Raw genomic sequence first — 18,161 nt, 5'->3', positions numbered from 1 at the left:
TTGGATTAAATCCAAAGTCTAGAATCTAAAATCTAAAGTCTAAAATCGCTAAAAGAAACAAGGAACAGATCAAGAATGGCACGCGCAAAATTTGAACGGAATAAACCCCACGTAAACATCGGCACGATCGGTCACGTTGACCACGGCAAAACAACTTTGACCGCCGCGATTACGATGACTCTCTCTGCACTAGGTCAAGCAAAGGCTAAGAACTACGCCGACATCGACGCTGCGCCAGAAGAAAAAGCACGGGGTATTACGATTAATACTGCTCACGTGGAATACGAAACCACAGGTCGGCACTATGCCCACGTAGATTGCCCCGGACACGCTGACTATGTGAAAAACATGATCACCGGTGCTGCTCAAATGGACGGCGGCATCCTAGTAGTGTCAGCAGCAGACGGCCCCATGCCTCAAACTCGCGAACACATCCTGCTAGCTAAGCAAGTTGGCGTTCCCAGCTTGGTTGTGTTCTTGAACAAAGAAGACATGGTGGATGATGCTGAACTTTTGGAATTGGTAGAACTGGAAGTTCGCGAACTTTTGAGCTCTTACGATTTTCCGGGCGATGACATCCCCATCGTCACAGGTTCGGGATTGAAAGCTCTCGAAGCGATGCTTGCTAATCCCAAGACTGTCAAGGGCGAAAATGAGTGGGTTGACAAAATCTACAAGCTGATGGAAGAAGTAGATGCTTACATCCCCACGCCAGAGCGCGAAATTGACAAGCCTTTCTTGATGGCTGTAGAAGATGTATTCTCGATTACGGGTCGCGGTACTGTTGCTACTGGTCGGATTGAGCGCGGCACAATCAAAGTCGGCGAAACAGTCGAATTGGTGGGTCTTAAGGACACTCGCAGCACTACGGTGACTGGTGTGGAAATGTTCACCAAGCAGTTGGATGAAGGTTTGGCCGGCGACAACGTGGGTCTACTGCTACGGGGGATTTTAAAGGCGGATATTGAACGCGGAATGGTGATTGCCAAGCCGAAAAGCATCATGCCTCACACTCAGTTTGAATCTGAAGTGTACATCCTGAAGAAGGAAGAAGGCGGTCGGCACACGCCCTTTTTCTCTGGATATCGCCCTCAATTCTACGTCCGTACCACTGACGTGACCGGCACGATCGCACAATTCACCGCTGATGACGGTAGTGAAGCAGAAATGGTGATGCCCGGTGACCGGATCAAAATGACTGTTGAGTTGATTCACCCGATCGCGATCGAACAAGGAATGCGCTTCGCTATCCGCGAAGGCGGCCGCACCGTCGGCGCCGGCGTTGTTTCCAAAATCCTCAAGTAGGACTCCGATAACAGCTTAAATAGCAGAAAAGCCGCGAAATAAAATTAGGCTTTTCTGCTATTTAGTGATTAGGGATTAGTCATGAGTCCTCAGTTAGCAGTTAGCCCAAAAACAACTGCAAACAGGCAACAGACAACAAACAACAAACTGAACCTAGAAAATTCAAGAAACAAAAATGGCAACAATTCAACAGCAAAAAATTCGCATTCGCCTCAAAGCTTTCGATCGCCGGATTCTAGACGCATCCTGTGAAAAGATTGTAGATACAGCAAATCGGACAGCAGCCACAGCGATCGGCCCGATTCCTTTGCCCACCAAACGCCGGATTTACTGCTTGCTGCGATCGCCCCACGTAGACAAAGATTCTCGCGAACACTTTGAAACCCGCACGCACCGCCGGATTATCGACATTCACCAGCCATCGGCGAAAACAATTGACGCTTTGATGAAATTGGATTTGCCAGCCGGCGTAGATATCGAAGTCAAGCTGTAGATTGAGTTATCGAAAACTCGGAAAGAAGGAACAAAGATTAAATAAATTGTTCCTTCTTTTTGTTGAAATTTTCCTAGTCATTAGTTATTAGGTATTAGTTATTAGTTAATAATTAGCAAAAATTTCTGCTCCGACACGAACTTAAATAATTATTCTTAATTAAGGCGCGATCACTACAAAAATGCTCCTTTAGCAGTCGCTATCATCGCCTTTGGACTCACTTAGTTTACCAAAAAGGTATATTTAACATTTTGACGAAATAACGCCTTTGTCAAGCTGCCAGCACCGGAGATAGCTCGCCGTCGCTTCCGTTGCGAGCGAAAAAGCCCGATCGCTCCTGCCCCGGAATTGCCTTTAATCAGTTAAAGTAAGAAAAATAAGCGCAAGTACCGTCACTTTTGAGCGACAATGGCATCCTCTTCCTCTGTAGCAGTTCGCGAACTCCCCTTATTTCCGTTGCCGGAAGTGGTTCTATTTCCAGGTAGGCCACTCCCACTGCAAATCTTCGAGTTTCGCTATCGAATCATGATGAATACGATTCTGGAGGGCGATCGGCGTTTCGGTGTACTCATGTGGGACCCCAACCAAAACAAAGTCTCTGCCGTTGGCTGTTGCGCCGAAGTGATTCACTGCCAACGCCTGCCCGACGATCGCATGAAAATTATGACTCTCGGGCAGCAGCGGTTCCGAGTGCTCGACGCCGTTCGGGAAAAACCCTATTTAGTCGGTCTAGTAGAATGGATCGAAGACGAACCGCCGCAAAAAGACCTCAGACCTTTGGGAAAAGATGTCGAACAACTGCTGAGAGATGTAGTTCGCCTCTCCAGCAAATTGATGGATCAGCCGATCGACCTGCCCGAAGACATTCCCAGTTTGCCTACAGAATTGTCCTACTGGGTAGCCAGCTACCTTTACGGCGCAGCGACAGAACAGCAAACTCTTTTAGAATTGCAAGATACTGCTGCGAGATTGGAACGCGAAACCGAAATTTTGACTTCTACTCGCAATCATTTGGCAGCGAGGACTGTACTTAAAGATACGCTCAAGTAGCCAATGGGCGCAGGAAAAAAGTACGATCGGTTTAACCTGCATTGAAGAAAGAATTACACACAAATCATACCATTTTCGATTTTCAATTTTCGATTGGGAATGAGTTATGAACTAAGGGTTTGGAGATGGCGTACAGTTCCATTCTTTTTTGGAACTGGTATCTGTTTAATTCTTAACTTCAAACAGGTTCGGATAGGTTCCTTATAGCAGTAAATGCTTGTGTTAGACAATCACGACCAACCGAAACCATACGATGCAGTTAGAGGCGGTCAACTGCCACCTCCTGTGGGCGGTGTAGTGCTCGGCGGACTAGCAGGAGTTAAACATCGGCTGTCTAGTTCTGTCAACGAACATCGAATGGCCGCCCTGAGAGAGACCTTGAATTACGGCGATGCCGGCTTAAAAATAGTCATCAAGATTTGTCAAAGCGAAACAGGACCAGTGCAGCGGGCGGCCTGCGATTTGCTTCGACAAAGGCTGAATTCGATCGCCCGCGAAAAATTACAGGCTTTTGTAGCTTCAAGTTCAGATTCAGAAGCAGAGTTAGACAGCACGGAAAAAATATTAAAGCACTCATCCGGTGCAGTCTCAGAAAAAAATTACGATCGGCAAATGTCCGAAGCACAGTTAATATTTGAGACAATTTCGCAGCAGATGCAACCAAATTTGTTGCTATTAGAAGCACTGGTAGCCTCTGTAGCACGCGAAGAATTTACCACTGAATTGATGAATCTTTGGGAACTATTAATCTTAGAAATTCAGGAACCTCTCAAAGAACTGCGTCAGGCTGTTGGCATTGCGATTTCCGCCCAACTGCGGATTCAGTGGCTGTACAATCAAGCTGAATCTCAAGCCAACCAGTGGCAGCAGCGAGCTTTGCTAGCTCTTCAGACACAGGATGAAAATTCAGTCCGCCTCGCCGTGGTTCGCAAGCAGGTTCAATTCGATCAGGCAGCAGAACTAAAAATTGACTTAGACTACCAAACTGTGCGAGTAGAAAATCTCAACCGCAACTTGCTGGCTTTGGAAAGTAAGATTGCTCAAGCTAATTCCAAGAAAGAGATCCTCAAGATGCAGCTTCATTTTGCTAAGGTACAGCAGCAAATTGACTTCACTTTCAGCCAAGTCAATAGTATATTTTTTAGTCCTTAGTTGTCGGATTCTCCGGTTATATATTGCGTGATATCAAACTTGTCTGACGCAAAAATGTATTGCCCCACTTAAAATTGCCTCATCTAGCTTAGCTCCCTCAAAATTAGCACCGCATAAAAATGCGCCGCTCAAATTAGCACCGCTCAAATCAGCTTCTCTCAAATCTGCGCCCTCAAGGTTACTTTCACACAAGAAAGCATTTCTCAAGTTGGCTTTTATCAGACTCGCTCCCCGCAGTTTAGCCTCGCTTAGATGGGCTTTTTCGAGGTTGGTATTGTCCAAGCAAGCATCTAGGAGATTCGCTTCCATCAGGTTTGCGGCGTACAAGGATGCTCCGCTCAAATTAACACCAATCATTTTGGTGTCGCTCAAGTTGGCGTTGTCCAAGTTTGCCTCAATCATGTCGGCTCCTGTTAATCGTGCGAAACTTAGATCGGCTCGGCTCAGGTTAGCTCCATTGAGTTTTGTCATCACCAGGCAAGCATTCTTGAGCTTGGCAGCTATTAAGTTTGCCCCCCTTAAGTTTGCCAAAGCAAAATTTATTTCTTTGAGATTCGCGCAGGCTAGATTAATATGAGTTAGGAAAGCTTCTCGCAAAGAAGCCTCTTTCAAGTTTGTTTCATGAAAATTTCTTTCTCCGGCTGCGTATCGTTTGAGAAGTTCATCAGCATTCATCTCACCAGCCTCCTAAGCTTGACTTAAAAAGTATACTACATAAAAGAAAATTATACTACTGACAGTACATTGTAGCAACCAAAGATTTTTAAAGTTTCTGTGTGATTTTTTAATTCTTCGAGTGCAGAGCGAACAAATGCTTGGCAGGCGTTAGCCTCAACGTCCATAAAGAAAATATATTCTCCGAGCGATCTTTTAGTCGGTCTAGATTCAATCCGACTTAAATTAATACCCCGACTGGCAAATACTTGCAAAGGTTTTACCAGTGCTCCCGGCATATTGGCAGGTACGCTAAAAGCTAGTGAGGTATGGGTGCAATTAGACGGTGAAGCATCGAGGATCAACTCAGGAGCAGATTGTGTAATGGATTTAATGGAGGAGCGAGCCCCTGATTCTACGTTTCCAATTTCTCCACCACTCCTGCTGAGTACCCAAAAGCGAGTGTAATTATCGGGATAATCATTAATGGGGTGAGCTAACACTGGCAAATTGTAAAGTTCAGCCGCTCTTGGCGAAGAAATCGCTGCTACATTTCTATCTTCCAGATATTGCAATGCTTCTGTGGTTGAATTGGCCGGAATTAATTGAGCTGAGGGAATAAACTGCCCCAACCATACCTGACACTGAGCTAGCGCTTGCGGGTGAGAGTAAACTTTGTGAATCTCGTTAAAATTTTTAGCATTAGACACCAGGGCGTGGGAAATTGGCAAAACTAAGGCGTGTTGAATGCGGAGTTGATCGAGTCGCCACAGTGTATCTAAGGTGACAGTCACGCTGCCTTCGATCGAATTTTCGACGGGTACAACTGAATAGTCAACCTGCCCTACGGCAGATGCCTCTAGCGCTTGGGAAATGGTGGAATAAGGACATAGGGTGCATTCCAAGTTAGTTTCCAAGCTCAACCAATTGACATAAGCTAGAGCCGCTGTTTCTGCATTTGTACCAACAGGGCCGAGATGTGCGATAGAAATTTTCATTTAGAGGCAATTTTAGGTTACAAATGTTTGCTTTACTCTCATCAGCTACGAAGTATGATGAAAAATTAGCGATGTCGCGAAAGGTTTTCTCAGTGATTTCTCGGATGACATTGCTGGGTTCGCGACTTAGTGCGCGACTTATGTCACCTTAAAAAAGGTGATACTTTATTAAGATATGCTTAGGAATCCTTTATTTTGATATTTTCTCATGTATATCCGCTTTAATTCTTCCCAATCCGTTGAGATCGCCGTACCAGAGGAACGAGTTCCCATTCAACATTATCTGCGCCAGCCAAGGCGACTGGTGAACGCCCTTGTCGATCAAAGTCGCACAGAACAGCTAAGCGATGACTGTTTCCGCCTAAAAATGCGACCGTTACAATTTATGATGCTGAGCATTCAACCCACAGTAGACATGAGGGTGTGGGCTGAGTCGGATGGCACAATCAATTTGGAGTCCGTCGCCTGCGACATTCGTGGCGTAGGTTATATAAACGATCGCTTTGCTCTCAATCTCAAAGGAAAGCTTTGTGTACACCAAAGCAGCGGGGTAGCATACTTGAAGGGAAAAGCGGATTTGGAAGTGCAAGTAGAATTACCGCCGCCGTTTTGGCTGACGCCCAAACCCATTTTAGAAGCAACGGGGAATGCTTTGCTCAAGAGCGTACTGCTGAGCGTGAAACAGCGGTTGATGTACCAGTTGCTCTTAGATTACCGCCGCTGGGCAAACAGGGAAAGTGAGCTAATATCGATCGATCTCCCCCCAATCTTATCTTTAGAAGGCTGACATTCTACAACAGAACCTGTTAATTAATGTATAGGGATATTTAGGCACAAATCAGGCCACTTACCACAATATTAGTTAGACGCTCGAATTGGGCATCGGTCGCTTTGTTGGAACTAGCCAGCAGGGAGATATAGCTGCTGGTCAGTCAAGATCGATGTGAGTCAGCCCCCCATGTTCATCGTCTTCGATGATTCCCACGCCCCCAGGCCAAGCTGTTGACCTGTCTTTTGAAACTTCGTCGTTTTGGCGGAGTTCGCGCTGTGGTGGCTTGATTATTTTGCCCGGTTGATTCGTGGCGGCCACCCGAATCCTGATTTTTGGCCCGGAATTGCCCAAGCGAATTGTCATCCCGTCCACAACGGACACCTGAGCGATCGGTCTATCATCTACATAAGTGCCGTTAGCACCAAAATTAATAATTTCCCAGCCCTGGGCGTGATTCCACAGCTCTACGTGGTGGCGGGAAACTACAGCGCTGTAAATAATTACATCATTGTCGTTCGATCGACCGATCCGAACCACCGGTTCTGATTCAAAACACCAACTTTGAACCGCGACAGACTGGATAGGATGTAAAAGAGTTAAGGTAATCACTGATGTTTTGACACTCCACCGCCAGACAGAAACGGGGATACTTCCAGAGAGATTTTTTGGGAGAAAACTGCAAAAAATGTGATTTTTAAAGGCGTCGTCAGTGCGCCATGATTCCCTCGCTCTGCCGTAAAAGTTGAACTTTTGGCTGCTTGAGGCATTTGAACAAACTTTTGATGGTTAGCTTTTGGCGCAGGCGCAAATTTTTGCTGTCCTCGGTAACAAGCAAACACGATGTTATTAATCAGGTGAACGTCCCAGTGATTGATAGCGGTATTAACCGCTTGATTAATGTGGTCTGGGAGGGAGCGATTGTTCGCATGGGTGAGCCGCTCGATTTGATCGGCCAAATCACGCTTTTCCCGCTGACGAACCAGAGAATTTAACTCAGACCCGCGCTGGTTGCAGCGCTGATTCGAGTTCTCGCTCGGGCGACAGTCACTGCTCAACGACTCGCTGTTTATAAAGCAAGAAGTTAACCCATTATTAATCCTGGGGTCTCTAGATAAAATACTTGTTGATTGTATCCAACAGCATAGGTCTTTTTGAGTTGCTAACATTTTCCTTATTGATGCGATACATTTAAAATACAATGCTTTGAGCAGCACTGGAATTTTGAGCGACAACGCATCAATCTCTCATAGCGAAAATACCGATCGACCTTCCTCGCGCGCGCGATCCCCAAATGTGATCGGCAATTAGTCCCCCGGCGAGCGGGAAGGCCAAACTTCAGCTCAAATCTAAGTCGGGCGGCTCCGGGTTCGGCTCTGGTCGGACAGATTCTTGCCTTTGCCGCTTCAACTCTGCAACTTTTTCTTGAGCTACATCCCTGACTTCGAGAGCTTTATCTTGGAATTTTTCCGCCAGACTTTGAGCGCCCCGCTTCACACCTGCCACATTTTTGAGAGTTCTGTCGAAATCTTCCTGTAAAAACTCTGCTACCAGACCGACTTTTTTGTGCAGTCCCTCCGCGTACTGCACTGGCTCCGATACAGCAGCTTCAGAGACTATCGCCCGCTTGCTGCCGATAGTCGAAATAGCTGCCACAGGTAACAAGTAAATGTCGTCTAAAACACCGCGCCAGCCGCTCGATTTAAATAGGTAGTGGGTGACTGAACCCGTGCGGACATCAAATAGGTAGTCAACCACTGCACCTGCCTTATTCCCAGCGTCCGTGAGCACCTCAAGGCCGATCGGACAAACAGCTTGTTCCGGCTGATGCAATTCCGGCAGTTCCGGGTTAATGGTGACAAAAACATTTTCCCCCACCGTATCAACTTGCGCCCAAGCGAACCAAGTTTTTTTGCTGCCCAAAAGTCCCGACTTGCAAGTAAAGCCGATCGCGCGCTGGGAGTGAGCATCGAGCCAAACTCGATCTACCCTGCCGACCTCTTCCGCCGTTCTGCGGTCGATCGTGCGTCGGTTGAGCAGTTCGCTGCGCCTAACAATCTGTGGTGATGTACTCATAAATAAACTCCTGAGTGCCGCCTTTGAAAAATGTCGATCGTCCAAAGAAGCCGATTTAATATTCTTCTTCCGAATAATGGCGATTATTATCTGCCTCGGTTAACTCCTCCTCTTCCCTGGAAGTGCCAACTTCTTTTTGGTCGGGAACAGGAATCGTGCTAATGTGCACGCCGCCCGAGGGAGCGTTAATTTCCTTAGCCTCCCTGGGCTTGACGCTAATTTGTCCTAACTGGACTGAGGACTGATTCGGACCTACGTTGATTTGAATTTTCGGCCCTGAGCGAGCCAAGTGAACGATCAGACCGTCCACAATGGGAACCTTAGCGATCGGCTTACCATCGAGGTAAGTGCCGTTGGTACCTAAATTGATCAGTTCCCAAGTTATGCCGCTGCGCCGCAATTCGATGTGGCGACGAGAAACCACAGCGCTAAAAAGAACGACGTGGTTTTCGGTCGAGCGCCCGATCCGGACGACCTGCTCGTCTTCAAAGATCCAACTGCGGACGGGTATAGACTGGAGTGGATGTAGCAAGGTCAGCTTAATCACATTGGCAGCATTGAGTTTTGGTAGAGCGCCTTAATATGCGATTTTAGATTTTAGACTTTCGATCGCCCAATCCAAACTCGCTCTAAGAGATTTGAAATAAAAACGTAACCAGGTCTCCTTTGCCCAGAGAGATGCGGTCTCCCGGTCGCAACCGGTGGCGGTTTCCCTTGGGTAGCGGAGTATTGTTGACGTAAGTGCCGTTGGAACTGCCTACATCTTCTAGGTAGCAAGCATCTCCCTCCACCCGGAGATTTGCGTGTACCCGAGAAACTATCTCAGAATTAGCAAATCCCGAAACATCAATATCCGGCGGTACTAAGTCATTTGGCTTGCCTATGTGAACCACAGACAGACTGTGAGGCAATTCCATCGGCGTATTTGTCTGAACGTGTAGCAGGCGGGCCGACTGCTGTTGCAGTTGAGTTTTAGCTACACCTGCTGGCTGTGGGCCCGGAACCGTAGGAGAGATATTTACTGGTGTTGCCACCGATTCAGTTGTAACAGGAACCGAGGGCGATGGCGGGGGATCGGGAATCGTCGGAATGCTGGCGGGAGTTTTTTCCAAGTTAAGGCCCTTATTCAGGGTAACTAGAGGTTCCGCCATCAGGGGATCGGGTGGGACTAAATCCGGCGCCGGTGACGATACCACTGTCGGGCCTACAGGTGAGGGGGACGGTACTGTCACCTCAACTTCTGGAACTATGGAACCCGGACGCAAGTTAAAGCCACACTGGCCGCAAAATGCTGCATCTGTCTGAACTGCTGCACCGCAGTTCGAGCAACTTGCGGTAACAGGTAAAGGCGTGTAGCAAGCCTCACACTGGCTGGCCCCGTCGGGGTTATGGTGATTGCAATTGGGACAGACAATCATCGATTTCTCCTTGCTATCGGCCAGATTTTCAAATCAGCCTCATAAAAATACTCGTGTATATGGTCAAATTTTAACTTTAACAGCCACAATTCTTATATTGCTTCGCTAATAGTAGCAACTGAGCTGACGCCGTGACGTTAGCTGTGATGGGCAAGATGGAGTTAGTGATAATGCTGACTGTGTTGGCACGCTTGCGGCTCTGTCGGCTATTTTACTGCTTCGCCAGCCGCCGCATCGAGCAGCCACCAAAGCTCGCCTTCTGGTTGAACGAGTCTGGCTGGATAAGTCATGTCGTCGGCTGCGGGGGCAAAAATTTGAGCAAGGGCGGGTTGTTTGCTGGCTCCTGCGACCATGAAGATGACGCACCGGGCCCGGTTGATTAAGGGGACTGTAAAGGTAATGCGCGGTTGACCGTCTTTGTTGCCGACAGTTACTAGGGCATCGCGGACTTCCAAGGCTTCTGTGCCGGGAAATAGAGAGGCTGTGTGGGCGTCGTCTCCTATGCCCAATAAAATGATGTCGAAGGCAGGAAACTCGCCCTCGGATACTTTGAAGAACTGCTGCAATTCGGTTTGGTGCGCCGCCGCGTCTGCTGCGGGGTCGCCGGCGCCTGTGGGCATGGGGTGGATGTTGCTGGCGGGGATATTCACTCGATCGAGCCACGCGAGGCGCGCCATTTTTTGATTGCTGTCTGGGTGTTCTGGGGGAACGTAGCGTTCGTCGCCCCAGAAAACGTGAATTTTCTCCCAAGGCAGGTCTTGGGCTGCGATCGCTCTGTAGAGCGGTTCCGGTGTGCTTCCGCCCGCTGCGGCGATCGTACAAAGTCCGCGTTCTGCTATGGCTTCTGAGATTTTCGACAGCACAATCTCCAGCGATCGATCTATTAGTTGTTCCCGATTTGCTAATACTTCAACTACTTTTTTCATTAATTTCCTCTCCACTTTCCTTGGGTGTTATTCTCAGCAATTGCCAATTTTACCTTGACATTTTGGTTTGAGGTCGATCTGCTGACCGACCCGGCAGACCGGGCACAGCACCCCATAATATTTTATCATCTTATGCCCCTTGATTTAAGGAAAGCAAGACATATTTCTACCAGTGCTTTATTGATTTTCATCGGTTGCATTGAGCTTTCGCAACTTTCAATCAAAAGTTTGATCGTACTCGGAGCATCTCTGCAGAAAGTAAAAAGCGTTTTTTGGGACTTTGCTCCGTCCCGCACAGCAAAATCTATAAATATAGCCAGCCGGACGATCGCACACCGACAGTAAAAGCCAAACCGAGATGCTCCCGATCGCACTTATCCCGGCATAGCAAAAATAATCAAGATTGATATGGTAGACTAGGAAAAATAGTTTTAAATCCGCACGATCGGATGGAAGCAAAACTATGTCAATTTTTAAGCGATTTCCTACATCTGTCCGCTATCTAATAGCGCGGTTGCGCCACTGGACGCAACCCGCAGTTTGGGCTCCCTTAGCCGTGCTGTGTGCGGGGGGGTTATTTATCTGGGAGGTCTCGGTAAATCCAGAAAGGTTGAGCATAGATGGCGAAGAAGAACCAGCCTCAAACACTCCAGCTTCGGTATCGGGGCTATCTGCTGAAGATACCGCCATTGCGGCTGAAATCGACAGCTTACCAGTGCTAGTCAATCAGTTTAATGGCTCTACTGCTTCTGAACTAAACTTGTTAAATTCATCAGTAGTAAAAAGCAAAGGTTTATTCGAGGAACTTCGAGATCGGGACTTAGAAACTCCTCAGCCATCTTCAGCCCCCAAGCGGGTAGGAAGCAGCGGATTTTTATCCTTGCCAAATTTAGCAGATCCTGCTGTCGAGGGCGGAAACAATAACCCCCAAAATTCCAGCTTGCCAAGTTCAAACGCCTCATCAGCGTTGAGTTTATCTGGCAGTGGGAGACTAACTTCCGGGATAAAAACGATCAAGCCTGAGTCTGGGGGTACAGCGACAGCCACTTTATCCCAGGCGTCGAGTGATGCTAATTCAGGTAAACAAAACGAAAATTCTCTGCCTTTGAGTCCGCTGCAAGCAGCTATGAAAAAATACGTCGTTGCTAACACTTCGGCAACGGCGGCTTCGGCTGAGAAAACAGCAGACTCGGCTAAATTGCTCGATCGACCGGCTTCCGATCCGGCCGCAGGAAATGCGACCAATTTACTCCCAACAACCGCTACAGCTCAAAGTGGAGCAAATCCTGTGAATGTTCCCGCAGCACTTCCCCCACTTGTGGCTCCGACAAATACTGTGAGCAAGGAATCTCAAGAATTCTTACAACCGACAGCTACAGTCCCTGAATCATTGGCTGGGTTAACTTCCCGAGTACCGAGCCTTCCCGAAATTAATGCAGGGACTGCAACGGTGGGTTTGCCGAAAAATCCCTACCAAACTAATTTATCTGGCTCAGGCTTCGCACCTGAAGTTCAACCTGTGGTACCTCCAGTAACCATACCTTCGCCAACACCTCTACTTCCAAATGTCGGTCCATCTCCCTTTCCGAATGGGATTGGCGGAAGCAAGATAATTAGCCCTCAATTCTCTCCTAATTCAGCTAATTCTCAATTTCAAACACCTCCACCGAGTCAGCTTAATTTGCCGGAGCCACCTAACTTTGGAGTTGTTCCCCAAAATACAAATCAGGGCGTGCAGCCCATTCAACCTCAAACTTTTGCTACACCCCGCTCCCTGGCTCCGGGACGCTACATTGGCGGTGGCGAAATCAATACTTTTTCTAATCCTTAAATGAAGGAAGTTCGGTCATGAAAACGATATTATCAATTCCCAATACTTAGGCTACGCTGTTCCTGGGCTTCGACTTGGGTTTTCCTCAGCATAGTCGGAGGGAAGGGAGCCGAAGGCAGTCGAATTGCAGTACAAGTTCCGAATTCGCCATTCCCAATGTTAGTGTAGTGGTAAAACTTACCTAGCGGCGGCCCGCACCAACAACAATCCTCCGATTCCCAAGCCAAACATGATCGGCAGCCAAGCCGACAGAATCGGAGTCAAAACAGCTTTCACGCCCATAGAACTGGTGATGAAAGAAAATACGTAGTAAGTAAAAATCACAACTACGCTAATACCAAAACTCGTTCCTCGGCCGGAGCGGCGCGGTTGAGTTCCCAAAGCTGCTCCCACTAAACCAAATACCATGCACACGAAAGGAAAAGCATATTTTTCTTGAATTCGCACCTTTAATTTGCGAATTTGCGGTTCGTCGCCACTGTTTTTAAGGATATCCAAACGCTCTAAAGCTTGGGCAATGTTCATTTCCTTAAAATCCCGCGCTCTGGCAGCTAAATCTAAGGGCGTGCGGGGGAGTTGCAATTGCTGGTGTTGAAACCTAACTATATTGCGGTAAGAGCCATCAGGAGCTACTATATAAGCGGTTCCGTTGAAAAAATCCCAGGTATTTTCTGAGGGATTCCAAGTAGCGGATTCTGAAGAAACGATTTGATTGAGGCCTGGGGTGGAGCGATCGATAATTGTTAAACCTTTCATTTGCTGGCCGTCAAATTGTTCTGCATAAAAAAAGCGGGCGAGGATTTCGTCGCCGCCTTTTTCTGGTTTGCGAAATTCTGTGTAGATAATATTTCTATCTTGAAATGTGGGTTTTTCTCGCTTCAGGGCTCTGTCTAAAGTCAGAGTAGCTCTGTAGCTAGCGGCGGGTACAACTAACTCTTGCAAACCAAAGGTGAAGCCGGCAACAATTAAACTCATAACCACTGCAGGCAGTATCAATCGGTAAACGCTAACTCCGCAACTGCGGAGGGCGATGAGTTCGCTGTCGCTTGACATTCGGCTGTAGGCCATTAAGGTTGCTAGCAGCATTGACATGGGGAAAGCCAATACTACGAAGTAGGGAATTTGCAGGAGAAAAATTTCTATGGCTGCGCCGTAGGGGAGGCCGGATTCTGCTACTCTGCGGACTAATTCAAATAAAGCTCCAACTGTGACGGCGACGGATGTAAAGAGTCCGACGCCAAATAAAAAGGGGCCGATTAATTCTTTGGTAATGTACCAGTCCATTACTGAAATTCTCGGCAGCCAGTTGATGGGATTCAAAGAATTGGATATTGCTATTTTCATACTTGGGGATTTTTGCAGTTGGCTCCTCAATCTAACATCTCAAATCTAAAATTATGGCGGATGCGGAATTCCTTCAAAAGACTATCGCACGAAGTTGTCACCTAAGTAATACTGTCGCACTAAAGGGTTGCTGTAGAGTTCTTCTTCAGCCCCGGAGGCTAAAATTTGGCCGTCTCGCATGATGTATGCTCGATCGGTAATTTCGAGGGTTTCTCTGACGTTGTGATCGGTGATGAGGATGCCGATTTTACGATCGCGCAGTTTAGCAATAATGGTTTGAATTTCGTCTACGGCGATTGGATCGACGCCTGCAAACGGTTCGTCTAAAAATAGGAACATGGGCCCGTCTCGCCCTGCAGCTAATGCTCTGGCTAGTTCAGTCCGCCGTCTTTCTCCCCCGGATATTTGAATTCCCAAACTAGATGCTATTTTTTCTAAGCGAAATTCTTGCAATAGGAAATCGACTCGCTCGCGCCATTCCCAGCGCGGCACTTGAGTTTGTTCTAAAACTAACAAAATGTTGTCCCGCACGCTCATGTTTCGGAAAATGCTTGCTTCTTGAGCGAGATAGCCAATTCCCAAATGTGCTCGCTGGTGCATCGCCAATTTAGTGATGTCTAAATCGTTTAGCCAAACGGTGCCTTGATTGGGTTTTTCTAATCCGGTTGCTATGTAAAATGTTGTGGTTTTGCCGGCACCGTTGGGGCCGAGCAATCCTACGATTTCTCCTTGGGCTACCGAAAGGTTGACGCGACTAACTACATTGCGTTTTCCGTAGGATTTGTGAATATTTTCGAGTACAATTTTCATTTTCGCTCCCGGCAACCTCTACAAGCTAAATTTCAGACTGCGGCTTTGTGCGATCGAGTCTCTAATTTAAATTTTACATTTTCAAGTTTGTGAGTTTTATAAAGACGAAATTTCGCATCTATCCCAAGTAGTGTGTTTTGGCTGAGGCGAAATTTCGCTGCTGCGAGCCACTGTTACCGGGGGGCTGTAGTTGGACGTGGGGAGCCCACTGCATTTTGGGCTGCCGCATCTTGTTCGGGGGCAACCAGATAAACAGATTCTACCTGTCCTGGGTTGTCTGGGAGGGCAATAAATCGCCCTTCGTCGATCAGGTATGTTATGGTTTCGCCGCGCAGGCTGTTGCCCTGCTGCAATACGTAAACATCTCCGCTCAGAATGATCCGGCGCTCGCGGCTGAAATATTGAGCTTGAGCCGCAGTTGCTTGTATTTGGCGGGCTGGATAGTTGATTTGGACGTTGCCGCGGGCTGTCACGATGCCGGTTTTGGAGTCGGCTTCTTGAATGTCCGATCGCACACTGAGAGTGCGGGGTGGCCCGGCTTGCGGGTAGGTGGGAGAGGCGATCGCGCCTGCCAGAGTCAGGGGCAAAAGCAGCGATAATCCTTTGAATAGTCTGGAATTGAGTAGTTTCGCGGAGGGCATCATAAGCTTGGAGCCTCAATATTTGTGAAATTGCTGAAGGGGATTATATCCAGTTAGATATTTTATCTTAACGGCCAGAAAGATTCCCGTGAGGTCGATCGATTGAGCCGATAGTCTCAACCAATTATCGTAGCAAGACAACAGCGAATTTAATTGGCTATTTTACTGAGTGGCTGCAACTGTCTTACCCAGAAACCGGCAAGATACTCGTTCCACAGTCAATTAATCTGCTTGGGCAGCCAGCCCGCCTCTGTGTAGAGGCCAAGTATACTGAACCCTAATACAAACATTGATTTAACTTTTTGGTACTTTGATAATTCGCGGCAATTGCAAGCCAGCAATTTCTGTACCTGCGAATAACTGTTGAAATTTAGCTACTTTTTCCGGCCCTGCTTGTTGCAAAGCGCTCAAAAGTTTAGCACTTTGTCCGAGCAAGTCTTCAACAGCAATTCCAGCATAACTAGGCTGATAATAACTGAGCCGATTTATTCCTTCTCCCAGCAAGATTACTGCACCGCGCCAGTTGTGATTTCCTAAGTGATAAAGCGCGACGGCAATTTGTAATATTCCCTGATAAAATCTTTTTTCTGGGTCGCCAGCTTCCATCCACAAAGCCTCTAGTGTGTCGTGACAAGCATAAAAGTCTTGACTATTAAACTGTTCGATACCTTGCCAAAACTCGCTCGGCATTTCCTCTGTCATTCGATTGGAGATTGGGTATTTTCGATGGCGGATGTGTGTTTGAGTAGGCGGCGATCGATTGTTTTTTAATAGCTAAGTCTTAAAAATAGGAAAAATTCCGACTTATTTTCAAAACTACTGCCATTTCACGATCGCCTACTTAACCGATTACATAGTATCTCTCACAGCTTGAATTTGATCCATTCCAATTTCCTGATTAGTTCCAGCGAAATCGTTATCTGGCGTCAAAAATAACATACAGTGACACTCTTTGCGCTCGCGCATGGGAATGCATGGACAGTTCCAGTATGCGGCTTTTACTTCGGCTTCTTTATCTTCGTAATGGCGACAAGGGCATAAGGGAGCGCCTAGTTCATCCTTGTGTTTTGCTAGTCCTTCTATCACGACAGCAGTGACGGAAGGTTCAGAACAAAAGTAAGTTCCCGTGCGCTTGGCGTAGGTTTCGGAGAAATTCTTCATCGCCTCCAAAGTTTTTTCGTTGGAGAGTTTAGATTTTTCTGTTGTGTTCATAGTTTAGGATCGGAGTTGAGGATGCTACGAGCTTTTGACAATTGTAGCGCAGAATGTGATTTTAAACACTGGTATATTTCTGTTTAGTTACAAGGAAGAAAACCTTGACAAAGATTGAGTTTTAGGTTGTTGGTTTTTTAGTGGTTTTTGTCTATCCCGGAGGGTGCGGCAAACTTGCGGCAGACCTGGTTTTTGGAGCTGCCAAAAGATTTGGGCAATCGATCGCCCTCAAAAATCGTCCCCCAAAGGGGATAAAAATCGGATAATTAATATAGCACAGCGCTGTCCCTGTTAGTGGCCTCTGATGGCAACTTCCCCCAACCGCACCCGCACCCGCGAGCGAAGATCTCCTCCCTCTGGGCTGATTTGGTCGGCTGACACCGAGTTAGTCGGATTAGTGTTTGAATTGACTCCCGGCGCTGCTAGCTATCTGTACGCGCAGTATGCTATAGGTTTGCACGCTTGGTTTTTAGGTCAAGTACAGCAAACTGATCCGGATTTATCGAAACTTTTGCACGATGAACAGTCAGAAAAAGCCTTTACTATTTCGGGATTGGAAGGTGATTTGCTCCCCGGTGGCAAAGAATTTCAGCTTTTGGGCGATCGAATTTATCGCTGGTACGTAACAGGACTTTCAAAGCGAGTAATGCAGTGGCTGAGTCAGTGGCTGCAAAATTTGCCCGAAGAGATTGATTTGCGAAATGCTCCGCTGCTAATTCGCTCTTGGGATATTGCTTTTGCCCTCACAACTTACCAGCAATTATTAACAGCAGAACCCGCATTGTCGCCAACCATCAAGCTTAGTTTTTTGACTCCTACAAGCTTTCGTAGCAAAGGCTATCACTTCCCTTTGCCAGTTCCCCAAAATGTTTTTCACAGCTATTTGCGCCGCTGGAATAAGTTTTCGGGGGTAAATTTTGACCAAGGAGAATTTTTGAATTGGATTGATAAAAATGCAATTATTAGCCGCCACAAATTGGAGTCGCAAAAGGTAGCGGCGGGCAAAAAAGGCATGGTAACCGGATTTACTGGGGCTGTGGAATTTGGGCTAGGGTGATCGGCTCACAATCGCCCTGATTTTGTACAATTATTTTATGCTTTGGGGCGGTTAGCGCCTTACTGCGGCACGGGCCACAAAACAACTTTTGGATTGGGACAAACGCGAGCACAATGGTTGACGGAAGCGCTACCTGAAGTGTCTATACAAAGCATATTGGCGGCGCGAATAGATGAATTGACAGAGAAGTTTATGGCGCACAGAAAGCGTAAAGGTGGAAGTCGCGCTGCTGAGATTGCTGAAACTTGGGCGACGATTTTGGCGCGCCAGGAATTGGGGGAATCTTTGTTTGATATTGCTGCTGATTTGGAAATGCCTTATGAAACTGTGAAAACTTACGTGAAGTTGGCAAGAAGGGCTTTGAAAGTGGAGGATTAGCGGGAATTTGTTGACTGTTGACTGTTGACTGTTGACTGTTGACTACT

At 47.2% G+C, this 18,161-nt stretch carries 21 protein-coding genes; 8 read left to right on the top strand and 13 right to left on the bottom strand.

All coding sequences use genetic code 11. The features are described 5' to 3' along the window. Positions 1–75 precede the first annotated feature (75 nt). The 4 genes from tuf (at position 76) to QUB25_RS02275 (ending at position 4,000) form a co-directional block, all read left to right on the top strand. On the top strand, positions 76–1,305 hold the full coding sequence (gene tuf, locus QUB25_RS02290; protein WP_333034796.1) for an elongation factor Tu: 1,230 nt from the start codon (positions 76–78) through the stop codon (positions 1,303–1,305). A gap of 175 nt (positions 1,306–1,480) precedes the next feature. Next, positions 1,481–1,798: a 30S ribosomal protein S10 gene (gene rpsJ, locus QUB25_RS02285; protein ID WP_006632193.1), complete on the top strand. Its 318-nt coding sequence runs from the start codon at positions 1,481–1,483 to the stop codon at positions 1,796–1,798. A 408-nt stretch (positions 1,799–2,206) separates the two neighbouring features. Beyond that, on the top strand, positions 2,207–2,848 hold the full coding sequence (locus QUB25_RS02280; protein ID WP_006632192.1) for an LON peptidase substrate-binding domain-containing protein: 642 nt from the start codon (positions 2,207–2,209) through the stop codon (positions 2,846–2,848). 213 nt (positions 2,849–3,061) lie between these two features. Continuing rightward, positions 3,062–4,000, top strand: coding sequence for a PspA/IM30 family protein (locus tag QUB25_RS02275; RefSeq protein ID WP_333181887.1), 939 nt, complete (start codon positions 3,062–3,064; stop codon positions 3,998–4,000). A gap of 33 nt (positions 4,001–4,033) precedes the next feature. Here QUB25_RS02275 and QUB25_RS02270 read toward each other — a convergent pair whose 3' ends face one another. Continuing rightward, complete coding sequence (locus tag QUB25_RS02270) at positions 4,034–4,675, bottom strand: pentapeptide repeat-containing protein (protein WP_333181886.1); 642 nt, start codon at positions 4,673–4,675, stop codon at positions 4,034–4,036. Positions 4,676–4,725: 50 nt separating this feature from the next. Continuing rightward, the gene (gene pheA / locus QUB25_RS02265) at positions 4,726–5,652 is read right to left on the bottom strand and encodes a prephenate dehydratase (RefSeq protein WP_333059042.1); all 927 of its coding nucleotides are present in this window, start codon (positions 5,650–5,652) and stop codon (positions 4,726–4,728) included. A gap of 208 nt (positions 5,653–5,860) precedes the next feature. On the opposite strand from pheA, the gene QUB25_RS02260 reads away from it, so the two are divergent. Beyond that, complete coding sequence (locus QUB25_RS02260) at positions 5,861–6,439, top strand: DUF1997 domain-containing protein (protein ID WP_333181885.1); 579 nt, start codon at positions 5,861–5,863, stop codon at positions 6,437–6,439. A gap of 141 nt (positions 6,440–6,580) precedes the next feature. Here QUB25_RS02260 and QUB25_RS02255 read toward each other — a convergent pair whose 3' ends face one another. The 6 genes from QUB25_RS02255 to pgl form a co-directional block, all read right to left on the bottom strand. After that, positions 6,581–7,033 carry an FHA domain-containing protein gene (locus QUB25_RS02255; protein WP_333181884.1) on the bottom strand — a complete coding sequence of 151 codons (453 nt, stop codon included), beginning with the start codon at positions 7,031–7,033 and terminating at the stop codon, positions 6,581–6,583. Continuing rightward, positions 7,030–7,380: a hypothetical protein gene (locus tag QUB25_RS02250; RefSeq protein ID WP_333181883.1), complete on the bottom strand. Its 351-nt coding sequence runs from the start codon at positions 7,378–7,380 to the stop codon at positions 7,030–7,032. Before QUB25_RS02250 ends, QUB25_RS02255 begins: the two co-directional genes overlap by 4 nt. A gap of 379 nt (positions 7,381–7,759) precedes the next feature. After that, entirely contained in the window at positions 7,760–8,497 is a 738-nt protein-coding gene (locus QUB25_RS02245) for a PRC-barrel domain-containing protein (protein WP_333059046.1), read from the bottom strand. A gap of 55 nt (positions 8,498–8,552) precedes the next feature. Next, positions 8,553–9,029, bottom strand: a complete 477-nt coding sequence (locus QUB25_RS02240) for an FHA domain-containing protein (protein ID WP_333093871.1) — start codon at positions 9,027–9,029, stop codon at positions 8,553–8,555. A gap of 97 nt (positions 9,030–9,126) precedes the next feature. Beyond that, the gene (locus QUB25_RS02235) at positions 9,127–9,915 is read right to left on the bottom strand and encodes an FHA domain-containing protein (protein WP_333181882.1); all 789 of its coding nucleotides are present in this window, start codon (positions 9,913–9,915) and stop codon (positions 9,127–9,129) included. A 206-nt stretch (positions 9,916–10,121) separates the two neighbouring features. Continuing rightward, positions 10,122–10,841, bottom strand: a complete 720-nt coding sequence (gene pgl, locus QUB25_RS02230) for a 6-phosphogluconolactonase (RefSeq protein WP_333181881.1) — start codon at positions 10,839–10,841, stop codon at positions 10,122–10,124. 463 nt (positions 10,842–11,304) lie between these two features. On the opposite strand from pgl, the gene QUB25_RS02225 reads away from it, so the two are divergent. Beyond that, positions 11,305–12,672 (top strand): hypothetical protein, encoded by a 1,368-nt coding sequence (locus tag QUB25_RS02225; RefSeq protein ID WP_333181880.1) that lies wholly within the window; start codon positions 11,305–11,307, stop codon positions 12,670–12,672. A 177-nt stretch (positions 12,673–12,849) separates the two neighbouring features. On the opposite strand, the gene QUB25_RS02220 is transcribed toward QUB25_RS02225, so the two are convergent. The 5 genes from QUB25_RS02220 to QUB25_RS02200 form a co-directional block, all read right to left on the bottom strand. Then, positions 12,850–14,016, bottom strand: coding sequence for an LptF/LptG family permease (locus QUB25_RS02220; protein WP_333059050.1), 1,167 nt, complete (start codon positions 14,014–14,016; stop codon positions 12,850–12,852). Positions 14,017–14,097: 81 nt separating this feature from the next. Further along, the gene (gene lptB / locus QUB25_RS02215; protein WP_333034782.1) at positions 14,098–14,826 is read right to left on the bottom strand and encodes an LPS export ABC transporter ATP-binding protein; all 729 of its coding nucleotides are present in this window, start codon (positions 14,824–14,826) and stop codon (positions 14,098–14,100) included. 173 nt (positions 14,827–14,999) lie between these two features. After that, positions 15,000–15,470: an LptA/OstA family protein gene (locus QUB25_RS02210; protein WP_333034780.1), complete on the bottom strand. Its 471-nt coding sequence runs from the start codon at positions 15,468–15,470 to the stop codon at positions 15,000–15,002. Between the two features lie 291 nt (positions 15,471–15,761). Further along, positions 15,762–16,169, bottom strand: coding sequence for a DUF309 domain-containing protein (locus tag QUB25_RS02205; protein WP_333181879.1), 408 nt, complete (start codon positions 16,167–16,169; stop codon positions 15,762–15,764). A gap of 147 nt (positions 16,170–16,316) precedes the next feature. Further along, positions 16,317–16,679 carry a ferredoxin-thioredoxin reductase catalytic domain-containing protein gene (locus QUB25_RS02200; RefSeq protein ID WP_172186333.1) on the bottom strand — a complete coding sequence of 121 codons (363 nt, stop codon included), beginning with the start codon at positions 16,677–16,679 and terminating at the stop codon, positions 16,317–16,319. Positions 16,680–16,983: 304 nt separating this feature from the next. Between QUB25_RS02200 and cas6 the strand changes: the two genes are divergently transcribed. Together cas6 and QUB25_RS02190 are read left to right on the top strand one after the other, a co-directional pair. After that, a complete protein-coding gene (cas6, locus tag QUB25_RS02195; RefSeq protein WP_333181878.1) occupies positions 16,984–17,736 on the top strand; it encodes a CRISPR-associated endoribonuclease Cas6 in 753 nt (250 codons plus the stop codon). 138 nt (positions 17,737–17,874) lie between these two features. Further along, positions 17,875–18,114, top strand: coding sequence for a hypothetical protein (locus QUB25_RS02190; RefSeq protein WP_333181877.1), 240 nt, complete (start codon positions 17,875–17,877; stop codon positions 18,112–18,114). The last annotated feature ends 47 nt before the right edge of the window (positions 18,115–18,161 follow it).

The sequence above is a fragment of the Microcoleus sp. B3-D7 genome, assembly GCF_036705305.1.
Lineage (GTDB): Bacteria > Cyanobacteriota > Cyanobacteriia > Cyanobacteriales > Microcoleaceae > Microcoleus.
The sequence above is the reverse complement of the archived record's forward strand: the minus strand, read 5'-3'. Positions and strand labels throughout refer to the sequence as shown.

Excerpts from the sequence above, each read along its gene's own strand:
- tuf (WP_333034796.1), top strand. The coding sequence starts at position 76 with ATGGCACGCGCAAAATTTGAACGGAATAAACCCCACGTAAACATCGGC.
- rpsJ (WP_006632193.1), top strand. The coding sequence starts at position 1,481 with ATGGCAACAATTCAACAGCAAAAAATTCGCATTCGCCTCAAAGCTTTC.
- QUB25_RS02280 (WP_006632192.1), top strand. The coding sequence starts at position 2,207 with ATGGCATCCTCTTCCTCTGTAGCAGTTCGCGAACTCCCCTTATTTCCG.
- QUB25_RS02275 (WP_333181887.1), top strand. The coding sequence starts at position 3,062 with ATGCTTGTGTTAGACAATCACGACCAACCGAAACCATACGATGCAGTT.
- QUB25_RS02270 (WP_333181886.1), bottom strand. The coding sequence starts at position 4,675 with ATGAATGCTGATGAACTTCTCAAACGATACGCAGCCGGAGAAAGAAAT.
- pheA (WP_333059042.1), bottom strand. The coding sequence starts at position 5,652 with ATGAAAATTTCTATCGCACATCTCGGCCCTGTTGGTACAAATGCAGAA.
- QUB25_RS02260 (WP_333181885.1), top strand. The coding sequence starts at position 5,861 with ATGTATATCCGCTTTAATTCTTCCCAATCCGTTGAGATCGCCGTACCA.
- QUB25_RS02245 (WP_333059046.1), bottom strand. The coding sequence starts at position 8,497 with ATGAGTACATCACCACAGATTGTTAGGCGCAGCGAACTGCTCAACCGA.
- QUB25_RS02235 (WP_333181882.1), bottom strand. The coding sequence starts at position 9,915 with ATGATTGTCTGTCCCAATTGCAATCACCATAACCCCGACGGGGCCAGC.
- pgl (WP_333181881.1), bottom strand. The coding sequence starts at position 10,841 with ATGAAAAAAGTAGTTGAAGTATTAGCAAATCGGGAACAACTAATAGAT.
- QUB25_RS02225 (WP_333181880.1), top strand. The coding sequence starts at position 11,305 with ATGTCAATTTTTAAGCGATTTCCTACATCTGTCCGCTATCTAATAGCG.
- QUB25_RS02220 (WP_333059050.1), bottom strand. The coding sequence starts at position 14,016 with ATGAAAATAGCAATATCCAATTCTTTGAATCCCATCAACTGGCTGCCG.
- lptB (WP_333034782.1), bottom strand. The coding sequence starts at position 14,826 with ATGAAAATTGTACTCGAAAATATTCACAAATCCTACGGAAAACGCAAT.
- QUB25_RS02210 (WP_333034780.1), bottom strand. The coding sequence starts at position 15,470 with ATGATGCCCTCCGCGAAACTACTCAATTCCAGACTATTCAAAGGATTA.
- QUB25_RS02205 (WP_333181879.1), bottom strand. The coding sequence starts at position 16,169 with ATGACAGAGGAAATGCCGAGCGAGTTTTGGCAAGGTATCGAACAGTTT.
- QUB25_RS02200 (WP_172186333.1), bottom strand. The coding sequence starts at position 16,679 with ATGAACACAACAGAAAAATCTAAACTCTCCAACGAAAAAACTTTGGAG.
- cas6 (WP_333181878.1), top strand. The coding sequence starts at position 16,984 with ATGGCAACTTCCCCCAACCGCACCCGCACCCGCGAGCGAAGATCTCCT.